General features: G+C 67.2%; 15 protein-coding genes. 11 read left to right on the top strand and 4 right to left on the bottom strand.

Going from position 1 to position 17,421, the window contains the following annotated elements; all coding sequences use genetic code 11:
* The first annotated feature begins 55 nt into the window (after positions 1-55).
* The 3 genes from ggt (at position 56) to ACYVBS_RS06910 (ending at position 3,583) form a co-directional block, all read left to right on the top strand.
* On the top strand, positions 56-1,774 hold the full coding sequence (ggt, locus tag ACYVBS_RS06900; RefSeq protein WP_460823005.1) for a gamma-glutamyltransferase: 1,719 nt from the start codon (positions 56-58) through the stop codon (positions 1,772-1,774).
* Positions 1,775-1,964: 190 nt separating this feature from the next.
* Positions 1,965-2,855: an MBL fold metallo-hydrolase gene (locus ACYVBS_RS06905; RefSeq protein WP_460822681.1), complete on the top strand. Its 891-nt coding sequence runs from the start codon at positions 1,965-1,967 to the stop codon at positions 2,853-2,855.
* Positions 2,852-3,583, top strand: a complete 732-nt coding sequence (locus ACYVBS_RS06910; RefSeq protein WP_460822682.1) for a TMEM43 family protein — start codon at positions 2,852-2,854, stop codon at positions 3,581-3,583. The genes ACYVBS_RS06905 and ACYVBS_RS06910 overlap by 4 nt, the downstream gene beginning before the upstream one ends.
* Here ACYVBS_RS06910 and upp read toward each other — a convergent pair.
* Together upp and ACYVBS_RS06920 are read right to left on the bottom strand one after the other, a co-directional pair.
* Positions 3,580-4,209 carry a uracil phosphoribosyltransferase gene (gene upp, locus ACYVBS_RS06915; RefSeq protein ID WP_460822683.1) on the bottom strand — a complete coding sequence of 210 codons (630 nt, stop codon included), beginning with the start codon at positions 4,207-4,209 and terminating at the stop codon, positions 3,580-3,582. The genes ACYVBS_RS06910 and upp overlap by 4 nt on opposite strands.
* A gap of 123 nt (positions 4,210-4,332) precedes the next feature.
* On the bottom strand, positions 4,333-5,829 hold the full coding sequence (locus tag ACYVBS_RS06920) for an aminotransferase class III-fold pyridoxal phosphate-dependent enzyme (RefSeq protein WP_460822685.1): 1,497 nt from the start codon (positions 5,827-5,829) through the stop codon (positions 4,333-4,335).
* A gap of 127 nt (positions 5,830-5,956) precedes the next feature.
* On the opposite strand from ACYVBS_RS06920, the gene ACYVBS_RS06925 reads away from it, so the two are divergent.
* The 7 genes from ACYVBS_RS06925 (at position 5,957) to ACYVBS_RS06955 (ending at position 14,098) form a co-directional block, all read left to right on the top strand.
* Positions 5,957-6,388, top strand: a complete 432-nt coding sequence (locus ACYVBS_RS06925; RefSeq protein ID WP_460822686.1) for an Lrp/AsnC family transcriptional regulator — start codon at positions 5,957-5,959, stop codon at positions 6,386-6,388.
* Positions 6,389-6,481: 93 nt separating this feature from the next.
* Complete coding sequence (queA, locus tag ACYVBS_RS06930; RefSeq protein WP_460822687.1) at positions 6,482-7,543, top strand: tRNA preQ1(34) S-adenosylmethionine ribosyltransferase-isomerase QueA; 1,062 nt, start codon at positions 6,482-6,484, stop codon at positions 7,541-7,543.
* Between the two features lie 77 nt (positions 7,544-7,620).
* Positions 7,621-8,745: a tRNA guanosine(34) transglycosylase Tgt gene (gene tgt, locus ACYVBS_RS06935; RefSeq protein ID WP_460823007.1), complete on the top strand. Its 1,125-nt coding sequence runs from the start codon at positions 7,621-7,623 to the stop codon at positions 8,743-8,745.
* Positions 8,746-8,924: 179 nt separating this feature from the next.
* A complete protein-coding gene (gene yajC, locus ACYVBS_RS06940; RefSeq protein ID WP_460822689.1) occupies positions 8,925-9,260 on the top strand; it encodes a preprotein translocase subunit YajC in 336 nt (111 codons plus the stop codon).
* Between the two features lie 75 nt (positions 9,261-9,335).
* Positions 9,336-11,201 (top strand): protein translocase subunit SecD, encoded by a 1,866-nt coding sequence (secD, locus tag ACYVBS_RS06945; protein WP_460822690.1) that lies wholly within the window; start codon positions 9,336-9,338, stop codon positions 11,199-11,201.
* 16 nt (positions 11,202-11,217) lie between these two features.
* A complete protein-coding gene (gene secF / locus ACYVBS_RS06950) occupies positions 11,218-12,180 on the top strand; it encodes a protein translocase subunit SecF (protein WP_460822692.1) in 963 nt (320 codons plus the stop codon).
* A 151-nt stretch (positions 12,181-12,331) separates the two neighbouring features.
* Positions 12,332-14,098 carry a metallophosphoesterase gene (locus ACYVBS_RS06955; protein WP_460822693.1) on the top strand — a complete coding sequence of 589 codons (1,767 nt, stop codon included), beginning with the start codon at positions 12,332-12,334 and terminating at the stop codon, positions 14,096-14,098.
* On the opposite strand, the gene ACYVBS_RS06960 is transcribed toward ACYVBS_RS06955, so the two are convergent.
* Positions 14,090-15,499 carry an NTP/NDP exchange transporter gene (locus ACYVBS_RS06960; RefSeq protein ID WP_460822694.1) on the bottom strand — a complete coding sequence of 470 codons (1,410 nt, stop codon included), beginning with the start codon at positions 15,497-15,499 and terminating at the stop codon, positions 14,090-14,092. The genes ACYVBS_RS06955 and ACYVBS_RS06960 overlap by 9 nt on opposite strands.
* Positions 15,500-15,635: 136 nt before the next feature.
* Entirely contained in the window at positions 15,636-16,466 is an 831-nt protein-coding gene (locus ACYVBS_RS06965; protein ID WP_460822695.1) for an inositol monophosphatase family protein, read from the bottom strand.
* Positions 16,467-16,562: 96 nt separating this feature from the next.
* Between ACYVBS_RS06965 and ACYVBS_RS06970 the strand changes: the two genes are divergently transcribed.
* Positions 16,563-17,354: an RNA methyltransferase gene (locus ACYVBS_RS06970; RefSeq protein WP_460822697.1), complete on the top strand. Its 792-nt coding sequence runs from the start codon at positions 16,563-16,565 to the stop codon at positions 17,352-17,354.
* Positions 17,355-17,421: the final 67 nt, after the last annotated feature.

Genomic DNA, 17,421 nt, shown 5'->3' on the forward strand with positions numbered 1-17,421 from the left:
GCGCGCACGCACCGCGCTGCTGTTGTTGGCGGTTGGTTTGGTGGTCGCGCCGGTCATGGCCGGTCCCGCGGAACGCGGTAACGGAGCGACGCAGGAGCCCGCGGCGCCTGTGGCAGAGATGAAATCCGGCGCTGCGACCCGATCCCCGGTCACGCCGCCGGGGACTGCCATCGCGAGCGCACACACGCTGTCCACCGATGCCGGCATGGAAATCATCCGCGCGGGTGGCAACGCCTTTGATGCGGCCATTGCGGTGTCGGCGACGTTGTCGGTGGTGGAGCCGATCAGCTCCGGCATTGGCGGCGGCGGCTTCTTCCTGTTGCACGATGCGCGTACCGGCCGCGACGTGTTCGTCGACGCGCGAGAGACCGCGCCCGCATCCGCCACGCCCGAGGCCTATCTGGATGCCAAGGGAGAGCTCAACCGCGACCGCTCGGTCAATGGGCCGTGGTCGGCCGGCATCCCCGGCCTGCCCGCGGCGCTGGTGCACCTGGCCGAACGCTACGGCCGGCTGTCGCTCAAGACGTCGCTGGCGCCGGCCATCCGCATCGCGCGCGAAGGCTTCCCCATCTACGCGCGGCTGGAGCGGGGCTACGCCACGCGTCGCGAGGTGATGGAGCGCTACCGCGGCACCCGTGCGGTGTTCCTGGCCGATGGCACGCCGCCGCAGGTGGGCGAGATACTCAAGCAGCCGGATCTGGCGCGCACGCTGGAACTGCTGGGCGACAAGGGTTTCGACGGATTTTACCGCGGTGACGTGGCGAAGAAACTGCTGGCTTCGGTCGAGCAGGAGGGCGGGCAATGGCGCGCCGATGAACTGGCCGGCTACCGCGTCAAGGAGCGCGAGCCGCTTCGGTTCAAGTACCGCGAATGGGACGTCACCACCGCACCGCCGCCGTCGTCGGGCGGCGTGGCGATGGCGCAGATCCTGCAGATCCTGGAAGGCTGGGACCTGTCCAAGCTGGATGCCGCGCACCGCACCCATCTCATCACCGAGGCGATGCGCCGCGCGTACCGCGATCGCACGATCTATCTGGGTGATCCCGATTTCGTCCGCGTGCCCGTGGCGCGCCTGACCAGCCCCGATTACGCTGCCGGCCAGCGCGCGTCCATCCACCCGGACAAGGCGCTGCCCAGCGAACTGCTCTCCGGCCAGCCGGCACCGCTGGAGGATGACGAGACCACGCACTTCTCCATCATCGATGCCGAAGGCAATCGCGTTGCCGCCACGCAGACGGTCAACCTGCTGTACGGCTCGGGGCTGGTGGCTCCCGGCACCGGGGTGCTGCTGAACAACGAGATGGACGATTTCGCATTGCGGCCGGGCACGCCCAACGCCTTCGGCGTGATGGGCTTCGAGGCCAATGCGCCCAAGGCCGGCAAGCGCATGCTCAGTTCGATGACGCCCAGCTTCATCGAGTCCAAGGACAAGGTGGCCGCGCTGGGTGCGCCGGGTGGCAGCCGTATCATCACCGAGGTGCTGCTCGGCATCCTCGGCTACGACGATGGCCTGACATCGCAGCAGGTCGCCGCATTGCCGCGCATCCACCACCAATGGATGCCTGACGTGATCTCCGCCGAAGCCGCAGCGTTGGCGCCGGAAACGGTGAAGGCGCTGGAAGCGATGGGCCACAAGGTCAACGCCGGCGAGCCGCCGTGGGGCAATCTGCAGACCGTGGCCTGGGACAAGGTCAACAACACGCTGGAAGGCGGCACCGATCCGCGCAACCCAGTGGGGAAGGCCGACGTGCTGCTGGCGCCGTCAACGCGGTAAGCGGGTGGGCCGCGCGCGGACGGCTTTACCGGTCTGCGCGCAGGGCATCGTTGGGCGATGTGGTCGCCCGTGCGACACGTCCGCCATGTCGGCATAACGCATCGCGGCGTGATTGGGTCGTTGCGGCTGGACGCAGGCGACGGCGCTATCATTGGTCGTCATTCAGGATCGTGCGCGTGAGGTGGTGGACATGAAACTCTGGTCGCTGCTGGGCAACAGCCAGAAGCTCGACGGTGGGGCCATGTTCGGCAACGCGCCGCGCGCGATGTGGGCCAAGTGGGCGCCACCGGACGAGCAGAACCGTATCGATCTTGCCTGTCGCGCGCTGCTGGCGACGCCGCTCAACGGCAAGACTGTGCTGTTCGAAGCGGGGATCGGCGCATCCTTCGAGCCCAAGCTGCGCGAGCGCTACGGCGTCGTCGAGGAACGCCATGTGCTGCTCGACTCGCTGGCCGCCGCCGGCTTCAAGCCCGAGGACATCGACGTGGTGGTGCTCTCGCACCTGCATTTCGACCACGCCGGCGGTTTGCTGGCGCAGTGGGAGGAAGGCCAGCCGCCACGGCTGGTGTTCCCCAATGCCACGTACGTCGTCGGCCGTGAGCACTGGGAGCGCGCGTTGCAGCCGCACGCCCGCGACCGCGCCAGCTTCATCCCGGAATTGCCCGCGCTGATTGAAGCCACTGGCCGGCTGGAACTGGTCGATGGCCCGCACAGCCGAACGTTGGGCGACAGCGTGCGTTTCCACTTCAGCAGCGGCCACACGCCGGGGCTGATGCTGTCGGAAATCGTCGGCCCCGAAACCGTGGACGGCCAGTCGCACGGGGGCGTGGTGTTCTGCGCCGACCTGGTTCCCGGGCGGCCGTGGGTGCACGTGCCCATCACCATGGGCTATGACCGCAATGCGGAGTTGTTGATCGACGAGAAGAAGACCTTCCTCGCCGACAAGCTGGCGCGCAACGTGCACCTGTTCTTCACCCACGATCCGGGCTGCGCGCTGGCGCAGGTCACCCGTGACGAGAAGGGCAAGTTCGGTACGACCCATGAGGTAGCCGAGCTGCACGCAAGGGCGCTGGCGGCATGAAGTTTGCGCTGGCAGTGCTTGCGCTGCTGGTGGTGGGGCAGGTCGCGCGGGCGCAGGAGGCGCCGGTGCCCGTGCCGCAGCCCGGGCGCGTCATTCGCGACCCCGACTTCCGCGTGGAAACCCGTCAGTTCGGGCTCGACCGGCGGGTGGAAATGCTCCAGTGGCGGCGCGAAGGCGCGGGCTACCAGCCCGTGTGGAATGCCGCGCCCATCGACTCTGGCGAGTTCGATGTAGCGCACCGCAATCCGGGTGAGCTGCCGATTGGCGGCGAGCGCTGGTGGTCCACCGATGCCACCCTCAATGGCAAGCCGCTTGCCCCGGACGTCTTGCGCATGCTGGGCGAATGGCGGGAGTTCCGTCCCAGCTACCGGCGCTTGCCGGCCAACCTGGCGGCCACGTTCCAGCCCGACGGCGATGGGCTGAGCAGCAGCGAGAATCCTCTCGACCCGCAGATCGGGGATCTGCGCGTCACGTGGCGCGAACTGGTGTTGCCGCCGCTGCTGGGCAAGGTGGAGTTGCGCGATGGGGTGTGGCAGCCGGTGGCAGCCGCCGCCCTTCCAGTCACGCCGCCGCCCCTCGAGGAACCCCTCGAGCCCATCGACGAAGCCGGCACGGTTCCCTGGCAATGGTGGCTGTGGGGAACGGGAGGGCTGGTCGGGCTCGCATTGGTAACCCTGGTGACCTTCAGGCGCCGGCGTCGCGGCCTCTCGGCAGGGGATCGCCGTTAGTCCAGGTCCGTGCCGAACAGTTTGTCGCCGGCATCGCCCAGGCCAGGCAGGATGTAGCCCACGTCATTGAGCCGCTCGTCGACCGCCGCGGTATACACCTCGAAGTCAGGGTGCGCGGCTTCCACGGCCCGCAGCCCTTCCGGCGCCGCGACCAGGAACACGCCCTTGATCCGCTGGCAGCCCTGCGACTTGAGCTGGTCGATGGCGGCGATGGTGCTGCCGCCGGTAGCCAGCATCGGGTCGACGATGATTGCCACGCGCTCGGCCATGCGCGCGGGCAGGTTGAGGTAATACCGGTCCGGTCGCAGCGTTTCTTCATTGCGCTTTAGCCCCACCACGCCGATCCGGGCGGTGGGCAGCGCGGCCAGCACGCCCTGCAGCATGCCCAATCCCGCGCGCAGGATCGGTACCAGCGTGACCTTGCCGGCGAGCCGCCGTACGCGGGTCGGGCCGGCCCAGCCTTCGATGACCGCCTCCTCGGTTGGCAGGTCGCGGGCGGCTTCAAATGCCACCAGCGTGCCGACCTCCGCCACCAGTTCGCGGAATTCCTTGTTGCTGATGTCTTTGCGGCGCATCAGGCCCATCTTGTGCTGGACGAGCGGATGCTGGACTTCGACGATTTTCATGCCGGCGGCCGGAGGGGGAACGCCTTCAGCCTATCTGACGGCCGTGCGGTTGGCACGGTGCCAGCCGCAAAAAGAACGAGGCCGGGACATGCCCGGCCTCGTCGTAACAGCGGAGGGCGTGAATCAGGCCGCCGCGGCCTGCGTCGCGCGCGGACCTTCCTTGAGTGCGCGGCCAACCATCGCCACCAGCAGGTCGATCTCGTCGCTGGTGATGGTGAAGGTCGGGGTGAAGCGCAGCGAGTTGGCGCCGCCGTGGATCACTCCGATGCCGTGCTCGCGCAGCCATTCCTCGGTGGAGCCGGTGCCGTAGCACTTGTACTCCGGCGACAGTTCGCACGAGAACAGCAGACCGGTGCCCTGCACCTTGGTGATGGCACCGCCCAGCTGCGCCTTCAGCGCCTCGAGCTTCTGCAATGCCTCGACACCGCGCGCGCGGATGTTGTCGCGCACGGCCGGGGTCACCTGCTTCAACACTGCGCAGGCCACGTCCAGTGCGCGCGGGTTGGTGGTCATGGTGTTGCCGTACAGGCCCTTCTTGTAGGTCTCGGCGGCGTGCTTGCTGACGGCGAGCACCGACAGCGGGTACTGGCCGGCGTTCAGCGCCTTGGAGTAGGTCTCCATGTCCGGCGCATCGACGCCTTCGAAGCCCACGTAGTCGACGATCGACAGCACGCCCTGCGCGCGCAGGCCGGCCTGGATCGAGTCCACCAGCAGCATCGCGCCGTGCGCCTTGGTCAGCGCGCGGGCGGTGTTGTAGAAGTCCACGGGCACGCTGCGGCCCGGGTCGCCTTCGCCCATCACCGGCTCCAGGAACATCGCCTCGATGAACCAGCCGTTGGCATCGGCGTCGGCGAAGATCTTCTTCAGCGCGTCGACGTCGTAGGGCTCGACCGCCAGCACGCTGTCCTCGCCGCGGAAGCTGGCCAGGTGCTGCAGGTAGGTCTTGCGGGTGGAGTCCGAATACAGCGCCGGGCGCTCGGTGCGACCGTGGAAGCTGCCCTTCACCACGAGGCGCTTGATGGCGCGACCGGCGTGGCGCGAACCCGGGTCGGTCATCAGCTTGGCGTTGGCGTCGACGATGCGCGAGGCCAGCGATACCGACTCGGAGCCGGAGTTCAGGCACAGGAACTTGTCGTACGGACAGCCGCCGCGGGTGGTGCCGATCGCCGCGCGCAGCGCGCGCTCGAAGCGCAGGTGCGAGAGCGACGGGGTCATGATGTTGGCCATCGCCTGCGGCTTGGCCATTGCCTCAAGCACTGCCTTGGGGGCGTGGCCGAAGCCGAGCATGCCGTAGCCGCCCGAGTCGTGCAGCACGGCACCCTTGAGCGTCACGATCCACGGGCCGCGCGCGGTCAGCGCCACGTACGGGTTCACCGCGTCGTTGGCGTAGAAGTTGACGTAACCGGCCTGTAGGGCACCGATCTGGGCATCTTCGTCCAGGTCGAGCAGGTCGACGACGTCGTCCTTGATCCGCGCGTATTCGGCGGCGGCGGCCTCAATGGCCTCGCCCAGTTCCGGGTGGCTGGCGGCGAAGCGCAGCACGGTGGCGTCGTCCAGGCCGGTGGTGCGGCGGGCGCCGCCGTGGGCGCGCAGCGGCGCAAGGGTATCGAGGATGGTCATGGCGCCCTCCGGAGGGTCAATGCGGTGCGTATCCGTTCATTATCCGGTTGGAATTCGTCGATAGACAGCGTGAATCCGTGCGGAATAAGATCGTGTTTCGTCGATATGACGAGCACAATTGAGCGAAATGAAGATTTCCTCGGCCGACCAGCAGTTGCTTTCCATCCTGCGTGAGAACGCCCGCGCCTCCACCGCGGAGATCGCGCGCCGCCTAAAGCTGTCGCGCACCACCGTGCAGAGCCGGATCGAGCGGCTGGAGCGGCAGGGCGTGATCGCCGGCTACACCGTCCGGGTGGACGACGAGGCCGAGCGCGGCTGGATCCGCGCGTACATCATGATCACCGTGCTGCCGAAGCAGACCCCTGCGGTGGTGAAGGCGCTGCATGCGATGGCCGAAGTGCGGACCCTGCACTCGGTCAGTGGCCCCTTCGACCTGGTGGCGCTGGGCGTGGTGCCCAGCGTGGCCGACATGGACCAGTTGACCGACCGCATTGGCGCCATCGACGGCGTGGAGCGCACCACCTCGTCGATCATTCTGTCGGCCAAGTTCGAGCGGTAAGCGCCGCGTGGCAGGCCCGCGCTTTGCCCGCCTGAACGGCGCCGTGGGCCGCGCCCTATACAATGACCGGTTCCCGTCGACCGTCCCGCCCGCTTGAAGAAGTCCGACTTCCATTACGACCTGCCGCCCGAGCTGATCGCCCAGGCCCCGCTGGCCGAGCGCTCCGCCAGTCGCCTGTTGGTGGTGCCGCCTGCGCCCGCGCCGCTTGAAGATCGCCATTTCCGCGACCTGATCGACCTGCTCGCGCCCGGCGACCTGCTGGTGTTCAACGACACCCGCGTGATCCCGGCGCGCCTGTTCGGGCAGAAGGCTACCGGTGGCCGGGTCGAGATCCTGATCGAGCGCCTGCTGGGTGGCAACCAGGCCCGCGCGCAGTTGGGCGTCAGCAAGTCGCCCAAGGCCGGTGCCCGCATCGCGCTGGATGCCGGTGGCGAGGCCGAAGTGCTGGGCCGCGACGGCGAATTCTATGTGTTGCAGTTCCACGTGCCCGAGTCGCTGGAACAGTGGCTGCTGCACGCGGGTCGCCTGCCGTTGCCGCCCTACATCCAGCGTGCACCGGGGCAGGACGACGCCGAGCGCTACCAGACCGTGTTCGCCCGCGAGGTCGGCGCGGTGGCGGCGCCCACGGCCGGCCTGCATTTCGACGAGGCGCTGCTGGCGGCCTTGCAGGCCAAGGGCGTGCAGTTTGGACACGTGACCTTGCACGTGGGTGCTGGGACGTTCCAGCCAGTGCGCGTGGACGACCTGGGCCAGCACGTGATGCACAGCGAATGGCTCAATGTCGGCGCGGAACTGGTGGAGACCATCCGCCGCACGCGCGCCGCCGGCGGTCGCGTGGTCGGCGTAGGGACCACCGTGGTGCGCGCGCTGGAAAGCGCCACCTACACCAACGATGCCGGCCAGCGCGAGCTGCAGCCGTATGCCGGCGAGACCCGTCTGTTCATCTTGCCCGGCTACCGCATCACCGCGGTCGATGCGCTGGTCACCAACTTCCACCTCCCCGAGAGCACCTTGCTGATGATGGTGTCGGCGTTCTCTGGCAAGGAACGCATTTTCGAGGCCTACGCCCACGCCATCCGCGAGGCGTACCGCTTTTTCTCCTACGGTGACGCGATGCTGCTGTTTCCCCACGATGCCCCGCAGGTGCTGGCATGAGTGCCGCCTCCAATCACGAGGCCGGTGCGGTCCAGGGCGAGGGCGGTGGCAGCGGCACCACCTCTGTCGACTGCCGGATGTCGTTTGAACTGCTGGGCACCGACGGCCAGGCCCGTCGCGGCCGCCTGACGTTCCCGCGAGGGACGGTGGAGACGCCGGCCTTCATGCCGGTGGGTACCTATGGCTCGGTGAAGGGCGTGATGCCCGAGCAGGTGTGCGAGCTCGGTGCCGAGATCATTCTCGGCAACACCTTCCACCTGTACCTGCGTCCGGGACTGGACGTGATCGCCGACCACGGCGGGCTGCACGGCTTCGGCCGCTGGAGCGGACCGATCCTGACCGACTCCGGCGGCTTCCAGGTGTTCTCGCTGGCGCACAAGCGCAAGATCACCGAGCAGGGCGTGACCTTCGCCGCGCCGACCGACGGCCGCAAGGTGTTCCTCGGACCCGAGGAGAGCATGCACATCCAGAAGGTGCTCGATTCGGACATCGTGATGATCTTCGACGAGTGCACGCCCTACCTGGTCAATGGCCAGCCGGCCAGCGAGCAGGTGGCGCGCAAGTCAATGGAGTTGAGCCTGCGCTGGGCCGAGCGCAGCAAGAAGGCGCACGAAGGCAATGACGCTGCGCTGTTCGGCATCGTGCAGGGCGGGATGTACCCGGAGCTGCGCACGCGTTCGGCCGAAGGCCTCAAGCAGATCGGCTTCGACGGCTATGCCATCGGCGGCCTGGCGGTGGGCGAGCCGGAAGAGGTGCGCAACCACACCCTGGACCACATTGCCCCGCAACTGCCGGAGGACCGCCCGCGCTACCTGATGGGCGTAGGACGGCCGGAAGACCTGGTCGAGGCCGTGGCGCGCGGCGTCGACATGTTCGACTGCGTCATGCCCACCCGCAACGCGCGCAACGGGCACTACTTCACCTCGTTCGGCACGGTGCGGGTGCGCAATGCCAAGTACGAGCGCGACCTGCGCCCGATCGAGGAGGGCTGCGATTGCTACGCGTGCTCGCGTGGGTTCAGTCGCAGCTACCTGCGCCACTTGGACCGCTGCAATGAAATGCTGGCGCCGATGTTGGGTACGCTGCACAACCTTCGGTATTACCAGCGGCTGATGGCCCAGATGCGCGAGGCGATCGGGCAGGGGGCCTTCCAGTCCTTCCGTGAGGCGTTCTATGCCGCGCGAGCCGGCGGCGGGGACTGAGCGGGCGGGAACTGTTCGTTCCGATCCCGGTCAGACCTGCGGGTCGCCGGGGCAGGCCGACATTCGGGACGACCTGATGGCCCCGGACGGGGCAGGCGATGTCCAATGCGCGCTTGAAACCGGCCATGCCGGGACCCATGGCATAATCCCCCGCTTATTTGTATTGACGGAAGACCGACATGAACCTGCTCGACCTCGTGATCGCCCCCGCGTACGCCCAGGCCGCTCCGGCTGCTGGCGGCGGCATGGGCACCCTGCTGTTCCCGATCATCCTGATCGCGATCATGTACTTCCTGATGATCCGCCCGCAGATGAAGCGCGCCAAGGAGCACAAGGGCATGCTCGAGAAGCTGTCCAAGGGCGACGAGGTGCTGACCAACGGCGGCATCGCCGGCCGCGTCACCGACATCGGTGAGAACTTCATCACCGTCGAAGTGGCGGACAACGTGCAGATCCGCGTGCAGAAGGGCGCGGTCGCCAACGTCCTGCCCAAGGGCACCTTGAAGTCGGCCTGAGCCGGCTCCAACACCTGCTGACGCCAACCTTACGCCGATAGACGGCGGCCCGAGTGCCGCCGTGGGGTCCAATCGATGCTGACTTACGCACGCTGGAAGTACTTCGTCATCCTGGTCGTACTCGTGCTGAGCACGCTGTATGCGTTGCCCAACATGTACCCGCAGGACAGTTCCGTGCAGGTCACCGCCAACCGCGGCGCGGTGGTGGACGAAGCGTTGAAAACCCGTGTCTCGGCCGACCTGGCCAAGGCGGGCGTCACTCCAAAGCTGGTTGAGATCGACAAGGGCAACCTGCTGGTGCGCCTGAACGATCCCGATGCACAGGGCAAGGCAGCCGATGTGCTGCGCCCGGCACTGGGCAACGATTACACCGTTGCGCTGAACCTGGCGTCCACCGTGCCCACGTGGCTCGAGAAGATCGGCGCCCGCGCCATGACGCTGGGCCTGGACCTCCAGGGCGGCGTGCACTTCACCATGCAGGTGGACCAGAAGGCGACGATTGAAAAGCGCCTGGACGCGACCGCTGAAGGCATCCGCGCGCAGTTGCGCGACAGCCGGATTCGTTACGAGTCGGTCGAGCGGGGTGCCAACAACACCGTGATCGCGACCCTGTCCAACCCGGCCGAGGCCGAGAAGGTGCGCCAATTGCTGGCGACCAGCCAGCAGGGCATGCAGATCGAGGCGACGGGTAACGTCGTCACGGTGCTGCTGCCGGAGGCTGAGATCAAGCGCCTGGCCGTTGAGGCCATCGAGCAGAACGTCGGCACGTTGCGCAACCGTATCAACTCGCTGGGCGTGGCCGAGCCGATCATCCAGCGCCAGGGCGAGGACCGCATCGTGGTCCAGTTGCCGGGCGTGCAGGACACCGCGCAGGCCAAGCGCGTGCTGGGCGCCACCGCCACGCTGGAGTACCGCGCCGCGCTGGAAGCCAACGCCTACGATGCCGTGGCCAGCGGCATCATCCCGCCGGATGCCAAGCTGTACTACCGCACCGAAAAGGGTCCGGACGGCAAGCCGATGCCGATCCTGCTCAGCAAGCGCGTGATCGCCACCGGCGACCAGCTGGTCCGCGCGACCTCGACGTTTGACTCGCAGTCCGGCTCGCCGGCCGTGTCGGTCACGCTGAACAGCGCAGGCGGCCAGCGCATGTTCGACTTCACCTCCAACAACGTCGGCAAGCCGATGGCGGTGGTGTACATCGAGCGCATCCCCGAGGTGCGCGTGGTCGATGGCCAGGAAATCCGCACCACCCGCGTCAGCGAGGAGGTGATCTCGGTCGCCAGCATCAACGGTGTGTTCGGCAAGGACTTCCAGACCACCGGCCTGGAGAGTGCACAGTTCGCCACCGACCTAGCCCGCCAGATCCGCTCCGGCTCGCTGGCCGCGCCGATGGACTTCATCGAAGAGCGCATCGTCGGTCCCAGCCTGGGCCGTGAGAACGTGGAGCGCGGCATGCGCGCCGTGGCGTTCTCGTTCCTGTTCGCACTGGGCTTCTTCTTGGTCTACTACCGCATGTTCGGCGTGATCACCTGCCTGGCGTTGCTGATCAACATGCTGGCGCTGATCGCGGTCATGTCTCTGTTCGGAGCCACGCTCACGCTGCCGGGCCTGGCGGGTATCGCGCTGACCGTGGGCATGTCGGTGGACGCCAACGTGCTGATCAACGAACGCATACGCGAGGAGTTGCGCGCGGGCGTGCCACCACAAGCCGCCATCGCCACCGGTTACGAGAAGGCCTCGGGCACGATTGCCGATGCCAACCTGACCGCGATCCTGGCCGGCGTGGCGCTGTTCGCCTTCGGCACCGGTCCGGTCAAGGGCTTCGCCATCTCCACCATCGTCGGCATCCTGACGTCGATGTACACCGCGGTCTCGGTCTCGCGCGGCATCGCCACGCTGATCTACGGCGGCCGCCGCAAGCTCAAGTCCATCGCTATCTGACGGGAAGCACGCGACCATGAAACCGTTCAATGTTTTCCCGTACGACAGCAAGTTCGACTTCATGCGCCTGCGCTGGGTATCGCTGGCGCTGGCACTGGGCCTGCTGTTGGTCTCCATCGGCGCAATGGCGTTCAAGGGCTTCAACTTCGCCCTGGACTTCACGGGCGGCACCGTTACCGAACTGCGCTTCGAGCGTCCGGTGGACATCGATGACGTGCGCGCGCGGCTGGACAACGCCGGCTTTGCCAACGCCCAGGTGCAGACCTTTGGCTCCGGCAATGACCTGCTCATCCGACTGCAGCCCAAGGAGGGTGGCGATGCGGCTTCCCATGGGCAGCACGACACCGCGCAAGCCGTGCAGAAGGCGCTCGCCTTTGAGGGCAACCCCGGCAAGGTGCTGCGCAGCGAGTTCGTGGGTCCGCAGGTGGGCAAGGACCTCGCGCAGAACGGCGTCTGGGCGCTGATCTTCGTGGTGGTGGGCTTCCTGCTCTACATCTCGTTCCGCTTCGAGAAGAAGTTCGCGGTGTCGGCGGTGCTGACCACCCTGCACGACGTCGTGGTGGTGCTGGGCTGGTTCGCGATCAGCGGCCGTGAGTTCGACCTGACCGTGCTGGCCGGCGTGCTGTCGGTGATGGGCTTCTCGATCAACGACACCATCGTGGTGTTCGACCGTGTCCGCGAGAACTTCCGTTCGATGCGTGCCGACTCGGTGACGATCCTCAACACCTCGATCAACCAGACCCTGTCGCGTACCGTGATCACCTCGGTGGTGGCGCTGCTGACCGTGGTCGCGCTGTACGTGTACGGCGGCGGTTCGCTGGAGGGCATGGCCGAAGCCATGATCGTCGGCATCGTGCTGGGCACGATCTCCTCGATTTTCGTGGCCGCGCCGCTGTTGACCCTGGGTCCGCTGAAGGTCACCAAGCAGGACCTGATGCCCAAGGCCAAGGACGAGGAGGCGCTGGCGCGTCGCCCGTAAGGCTTGGCGCAGCGTTCGTCTGGAAGAGGCCGCCTTGTGCGGCCTCTTTCCGTTCTAGTGTTCATGCCCGGATGGAGTGGCCCCGATGCGCCCGTCTGACCTGACCAGAAGGCTTCGCCGCCCATGGGGACCTTGGGTCGCCGGCCTGCTGATGGCGTTCGCAACTGCGTCGGCCGGTGCGCAACCCTACCGGTTCAGCAACGTTGATCGCGTGGTCGCGATCGGCGACGTGCACGGCGCTTACCCCGAGTTCGTCCAGGCCCTGAAGGGCACGGGCCTTGTCGACGGAGGCCTTCGCTGGACAGGTGGGCGCACGCACCTGGTTTCCACCGGGGACCTGTTCAGTCGTGGCGACGAGGCCTTGAAGGTGGTTGAGCTGCTCATGCGCCTTCAGGGGGAGGCCGCCGCCGCGGGCGGCGCGGTGCATCCGCTGCTGGGCAACCATGAGGTGATGTCGCTGACGGGCGACCTCCGGTATGTCAGCCCGGGGGAATTCGGCACCTATGCCACCCGGGAGGGTGAGACGCGCGATGCCGCCATCGGCGCGCGTCCCGGTTACCTGGAGCGCATGCAGGCGTTGGCCCCGGAGGGCCGCATCGGACGCTGGTTGCTGCAGCGGCCCGTCATGATCACGATCAACGATGATCTCTTTGTCCACGGCGGGCTGTCAGACAAACTCGTCGGGCAGACGCTGGAGCAGGTCAACGCCAGTGCCCTGCGCGATGTGCGTGCGTTTGCCGAAAGCTGGCATGCGCTGGTGGCGGCCGGTGCACTCAAGCCCACCGACGATTTCGACCGGATCCTGGCCGTCGCCAATGAACTGGCCTCTGCGCCCGTACTCGATTCCGCAAGTCCGCCTCCGTCACGGGGCCCTGCCCAGGCAATTGTGGCAGCGGTAAAGGGATTGCCGTTCCAGTCAAACGGGCCGGTCTGGTACCGGGGCAGTTCGCTGTGCCATCCCTATACGGAGTCGGAGGTCGTCAAAAGCGCGTTGCGCTCGCTGGGCGCGACCCGGGTGGTCGTGGGGCACACCCCCACACTGGATCATCGCGTCAGCCTTCGCCTGGAAGGGCAGGTGGCGCGCATTGATACCGGCATGAACAAGGCCGCATACGAAGGCATTCCTGCGGCGCTGGTCATCGAGCGCGGTCGCGTCCAGGCCTTCCATGTGGGGCAGGGGCTCGCGCCGCCCCGCACCGAAGCCAATCGGGAATGGTTGCGGCCGTCCGGGATGACGGATGCGCAACTGGAGGCGTTCCTGCTCAACGCGCCGATCGTCCGGGATGAGGAACTGGACCTGGGCGTCACCAAGCCTCGGCGCCTGACCCTGGAGCGCGATGGCCTGCGCGTGCGGGCGGTATTTAAATCCTTTGACAGTGATCCAGACCTTCGCCCGAACGGTCGCTGGGAACGCCGGTACGACAAGGCCGATCGCTACCAGTACGAGATTGCCGCCTACAAGCTCGACCGCATCCTGGGACTGCAAATGGTGCCGGTGGCGGTCGAGCGCCAGGTCGGCGGCGAACGCGGCCTGGTGCAGTATTGGGTGGAAGGCGCGCACAACGAGACCGACCGGATCCAGCAGAAACTGCAGTACGACTCGGACTGCAGCTATGCCCGCCAGCACCAGCTGATCAATGCCTTCGACGTGCTCGTCCATAACCTGGACCGCAATACCGGCAACATCCTGTACGACGCCAACTGGCAGGTCTGGATGATCGACCATACCCGTGCCTTCAGTACGGAGGAGGGGCGACCGCCGGAGTTGCGCCAGACACCCATCGTCGTTTCGCCGCAGTTCCGGGCGGCCCTGTCCAACGTCACGCAGGAACAACTGGCGCCCTTGGCCCCATACCTGCATGTCCGCCAGATCCGTGCGCTGCTGGCGCGGGCAAAGGCATTGCGCGCATCACCTTGACGATGGGGCGCGTGGCCCCCCGGACGGCACATACGCGCCCCGGCTTCGGGTTCTCCGCCCGGAGCCATGTGCCTTCACGGCCCGCGCGTGGTATTGGCCGATCAGCAGCGAAACGCCCAAAGCCACCACGGCAAGTGCCAGGTTGAACAGCATCACGCGGGGCAGCCCCACCTCCAGCCACTGAACCGCGACCACAATGGTCAACGTGTGCAGCAGGTCGCCGAACCGCCAGAAGAACGTGTCGATGGTCGTCTTGCCCACGTACTTCTGCTCGCGGGTCAGCGGCAGGAACAGCGAATGGCAACTGGTGCCGTGCAGTGAGTAGATCACGCCATTCTCGGCAATCATGGTCATGCGGACGAGCGCGAACACCGGCATCCCGGCCATCAGACCGTAATTGGCCACCATGACCACCGGCAGCATCATCAGCGCCGCGCGCATGCCCAGGTACTTGAGCACGCGCGACACGACGAACATCTGCAGGAACAGCTGCAGCAGCGTGATCCATGCGAAGTAATCGCCATAGAACTGGCCGATGACCTCGCGCTCCGCCTCCACATTGCCCGGCGTGACGCGCTGGGCGGCGTACTCTTCCACGAAACTGGCGAGGATGAATCCGCCCGTGGAGTTGATCCAGTTGACCAGCGCCACGAACACTGCAATCAACAGCAGGTAGCGGCTTCGCAACACGACGTCGAATCCCGAGTGCAGATCACCCAGCCCCTGCAGCGGCCGGGCGACGGGTGCGGCCACCTCGTTTGCACTGGCCTCGGGCGGGACGCTGCGCTCGACGAGCACGCTCAACCCGAGGGCCACCATTAGCAAGACGGCTGCCACCAGCATCAGGAGGAACGGTCCGGTAACGTGTATCAGCCATCCTGAAAGGCGACTGCCGCACCAGGCGCCGAGTGCCGCGCCCACGGCAATGATCGCGAACAGGCGCTGGCCGCTGCGAATGTTGTAGAGGTCGGCTGCGAACGCCCAGAACTGGGCCAGCAGCATCACGCTGAACACGCCCACCCAGACGAAGAAGGGCACGCCGATCGGCACCCCGGCGGCGCCCAGCGCGCAGAACACCAGCAGGTTGGCGATGAAGAAGCCCATGACCCAGCGCAGCACGCTGGACTTGCGACCGTGCCCGTCGAGGCGGTCGAACAGCAATTTGTAGAGCGGGATCAGGAAGATCAGCGTCACCGCCACCGCGCCCACGGCATAACTGCGCACCACGGACGTGCCTTCGGCCAGGATCAGGGCCTCCCGCAGTGGCCGGATGAGGTAGTAGGCCAGCAGCAGCAGGAACACCTGCAGCACCATCAGCGCGATGCAGCGGCCTTCGCCGGGGCGCACCGTGGCCAGCAGGTGCAGGACGCGTTCCAGGGGCGAGAGGTCTGACGTGCGCATGGTTCCACCCGGGCCAAAAAAGGCTGCACGGGTGCATGCAGAAAAGGGCCGCGGCGATGACACCGCGGCCCCTGCCTAGGAGTTGTCTGCGCTGGAGGTGGTGGTAGCCGGCCGGGTTAACCCGGCGCCCCGCCGATCAATCGAACGCGGCGGCGTAGCCGGTGTTGACGATGCGCTGTTGCAGCATTTCGGCGACGCGCACGTTGCCCGCCACGAGCGGGCGAGGATTGATGCCACGAACGTCCATCGGACCCGTGGTGCGCCCGCGGAAATCGCAGACCTTGCCGCCCGCTTCGCGCACCATCAGTGCGCCGGCGGCGATGTCCCACGGCTTCACGCCGGCCTCGAAATAGGCGTCGGCCCGGCCGCAGGCCACGTAGGCCAGGTCCAGCGCGGCAGAACCGGTGCGGCGGATGTCCTCGGCCTCGGTCAGCAGGCTGTCCACGCACTTGAGCTGGGCGCTGGCGCGGGCGCGCTCACGCGGCGGGAAGCCGGTGATGAGCATCGCGCCGGTGAGGTCCTTGCGGTCGGCCACGCGCACGCGCTTCTCGTTGAGCACGCAGCCGCTGCCGCGGCTGGCGGTGAACAGCTCGTTGCGCAGCGGGTCGAAGATCACGCCGTGGATCGGTTCACCGGCTTCCAGCAGCGCGATGGACACGCAAAAGTGTGGGATGCCACGCAGGTAGTTGCTGGTGCCGTCCAGCGGGTCGATGACCCACACGTAGCGGGCCCGGCCCTCGGCGCCGTTGAGCGGGCCGCTTTCCTCGCCGAGGATGCCGTAGTCCGGGGTGGAGCGGCGGAATTCCTTGATGATCTCCTTCTCGGCCAGGCCATCGACTTCGCTGGCGAAGTCCATGCGGTCCTTTTCCACCACGTTCAGCGCGTCCAGCTTGTACATGTGGCGCAGCAGCACGTTGCCGGCGGCGCGGGCGGCCTTGACCATGAGGGTGACGGCGGGTTTCTGCATGGCAACGGGCCTCTCGTGGCTGAGGTTGGGGTCGGACTGGCGGCGATAAAGAGCGATCCGGCTCGAGGCCGGCCGACCAGTTTACCATTACCGCCGATGAACACTGCACCCCACGCACTCGCCAGCCGCCTGCGCATCGTCCTGGTCGGCACCCAGCACCCCGGCAACATCGGTTCCGCGGCCCGTGCCATCAAGACCATGGGCCTGTCGCGGCTGGTCCTTGTGGCGCCCGAGAAGGCCCCCAACGCCGAGTCCTACTCGCTGGCCGCCGGTGCTGACGACGTCCTCGCCGCCGCCGTGACCCATGCCACCCTGGCCGAAGCGGTGGCCGACTGCCACTTTGTGCTGGGCTGCACCGCCCGCAGTCGCCGGGTGGCGCTGGAGGAGCTGATGCCGTCCGAAGCGGCCGCGCGCGCCATCGGCCGTGCCGGCTCGGGCGGGGAGGTAGCGCTGGTGTTCGGGCGCGAGCGCACCGGCCTGGAGAACGAGGAACTGCAACTCTGCCACGCCGCGGTGCACATCCCGGCCAACCCCGAGTACAGCTCGCTCAACCTCGCCATGGCGGTGCAGGTGTTGGCGTATGAGTTGCGCTTGGCCTTGCTGTGCTTGGACGAAGGTGCGCCCGCACTGGCACCCCGGACCGTTGCGGCCGCGACCGAGCGAACCGATCCGCTCGCCTCCCACGCCCAGCTGGAGGGCTTTTTCGGCCAATTGGGCGACGTGCTGGACCTCATCGACTTCCACAAGGGTCGCGTGCCGGAATCGGCCATGCGCAAGCTGCGGCGCCTGTTCCTGCGGGCCGACCTGGATGAGCGAGAGGTTCGCCTGCTGCGGGGCATTCTGGCCGATGTGGAGCGGACCGCCCGCCTGGGCGTCAAGCCGGATTGATCGCGTGCCGGCATTCCGGCCGGACGGGGCTCCCGATGCGTGAGGCACCGCCGCCGGGCGTATACCC

The sequence above is a fragment of the Lysobacter olei genome, from assembly GCF_054777355.1.

Excerpts from the sequence above, each read along its gene's own strand:
- ACYVBS_RS06925 (WP_460822686.1), top strand. The coding sequence starts at position 5,957 with ATGAAGATTTCCTCGGCCGACCAGCAGTTGCTTTCCATCCTGCGTGAG.
- ACYVBS_RS06910 (WP_460822682.1), top strand. The coding sequence starts at position 2,852 with ATGAAGTTTGCGCTGGCAGTGCTTGCGCTGCTGGTGGTGGGGCAGGTC.
- secD (WP_460822690.1), top strand. The coding sequence starts at position 9,336 with ATGCTGACTTACGCACGCTGGAAGTACTTCGTCATCCTGGTCGTACTC.
- ACYVBS_RS06905 (WP_460822681.1), top strand. The coding sequence starts at position 1,965 with ATGAAACTCTGGTCGCTGCTGGGCAACAGCCAGAAGCTCGACGGTGGG.
- tgt (WP_460823007.1), top strand. The coding sequence starts at position 7,621 with ATGTCGTTTGAACTGCTGGGCACCGACGGCCAGGCCCGTCGCGGCCGC.
- ACYVBS_RS06960 (WP_460822694.1), bottom strand. The coding sequence starts at position 15,499 with ATGCGCACGTCAGACCTCTCGCCCCTGGAACGCGTCCTGCACCTGCTG.
- yajC (WP_460822689.1), top strand. The coding sequence starts at position 8,925 with ATGAACCTGCTCGACCTCGTGATCGCCCCCGCGTACGCCCAGGCCGCT.
- ACYVBS_RS06970 (WP_460822697.1), top strand. The coding sequence starts at position 16,563 with ATGAACACTGCACCCCACGCACTCGCCAGCCGCCTGCGCATCGTCCTG.
- secF (WP_460822692.1), top strand. The coding sequence starts at position 11,218 with ATGAAACCGTTCAATGTTTTCCCGTACGACAGCAAGTTCGACTTCATG.
- upp (WP_460822683.1), bottom strand. The coding sequence starts at position 4,209 with ATGAAAATCGTCGAAGTCCAGCATCCGCTCGTCCAGCACAAGATGGGC.
- ggt (WP_460823005.1), top strand. The coding sequence starts at position 56 with ATGGCCGGTCCCGCGGAACGCGGTAACGGAGCGACGCAGGAGCCCGCG.
- ACYVBS_RS06965 (WP_460822695.1), bottom strand. The coding sequence starts at position 16,466 with ATGCAGAAACCCGCCGTCACCCTCATGGTCAAGGCCGCCCGCGCCGCC.
- ACYVBS_RS06920 (WP_460822685.1), bottom strand. The coding sequence starts at position 5,829 with ATGACCATCCTCGATACCCTTGCGCCGCTGCGCGCCCACGGCGGCGCC.
- ACYVBS_RS06955 (WP_460822693.1), top strand. The coding sequence starts at position 12,332 with ATGGCGTTCGCAACTGCGTCGGCCGGTGCGCAACCCTACCGGTTCAGC.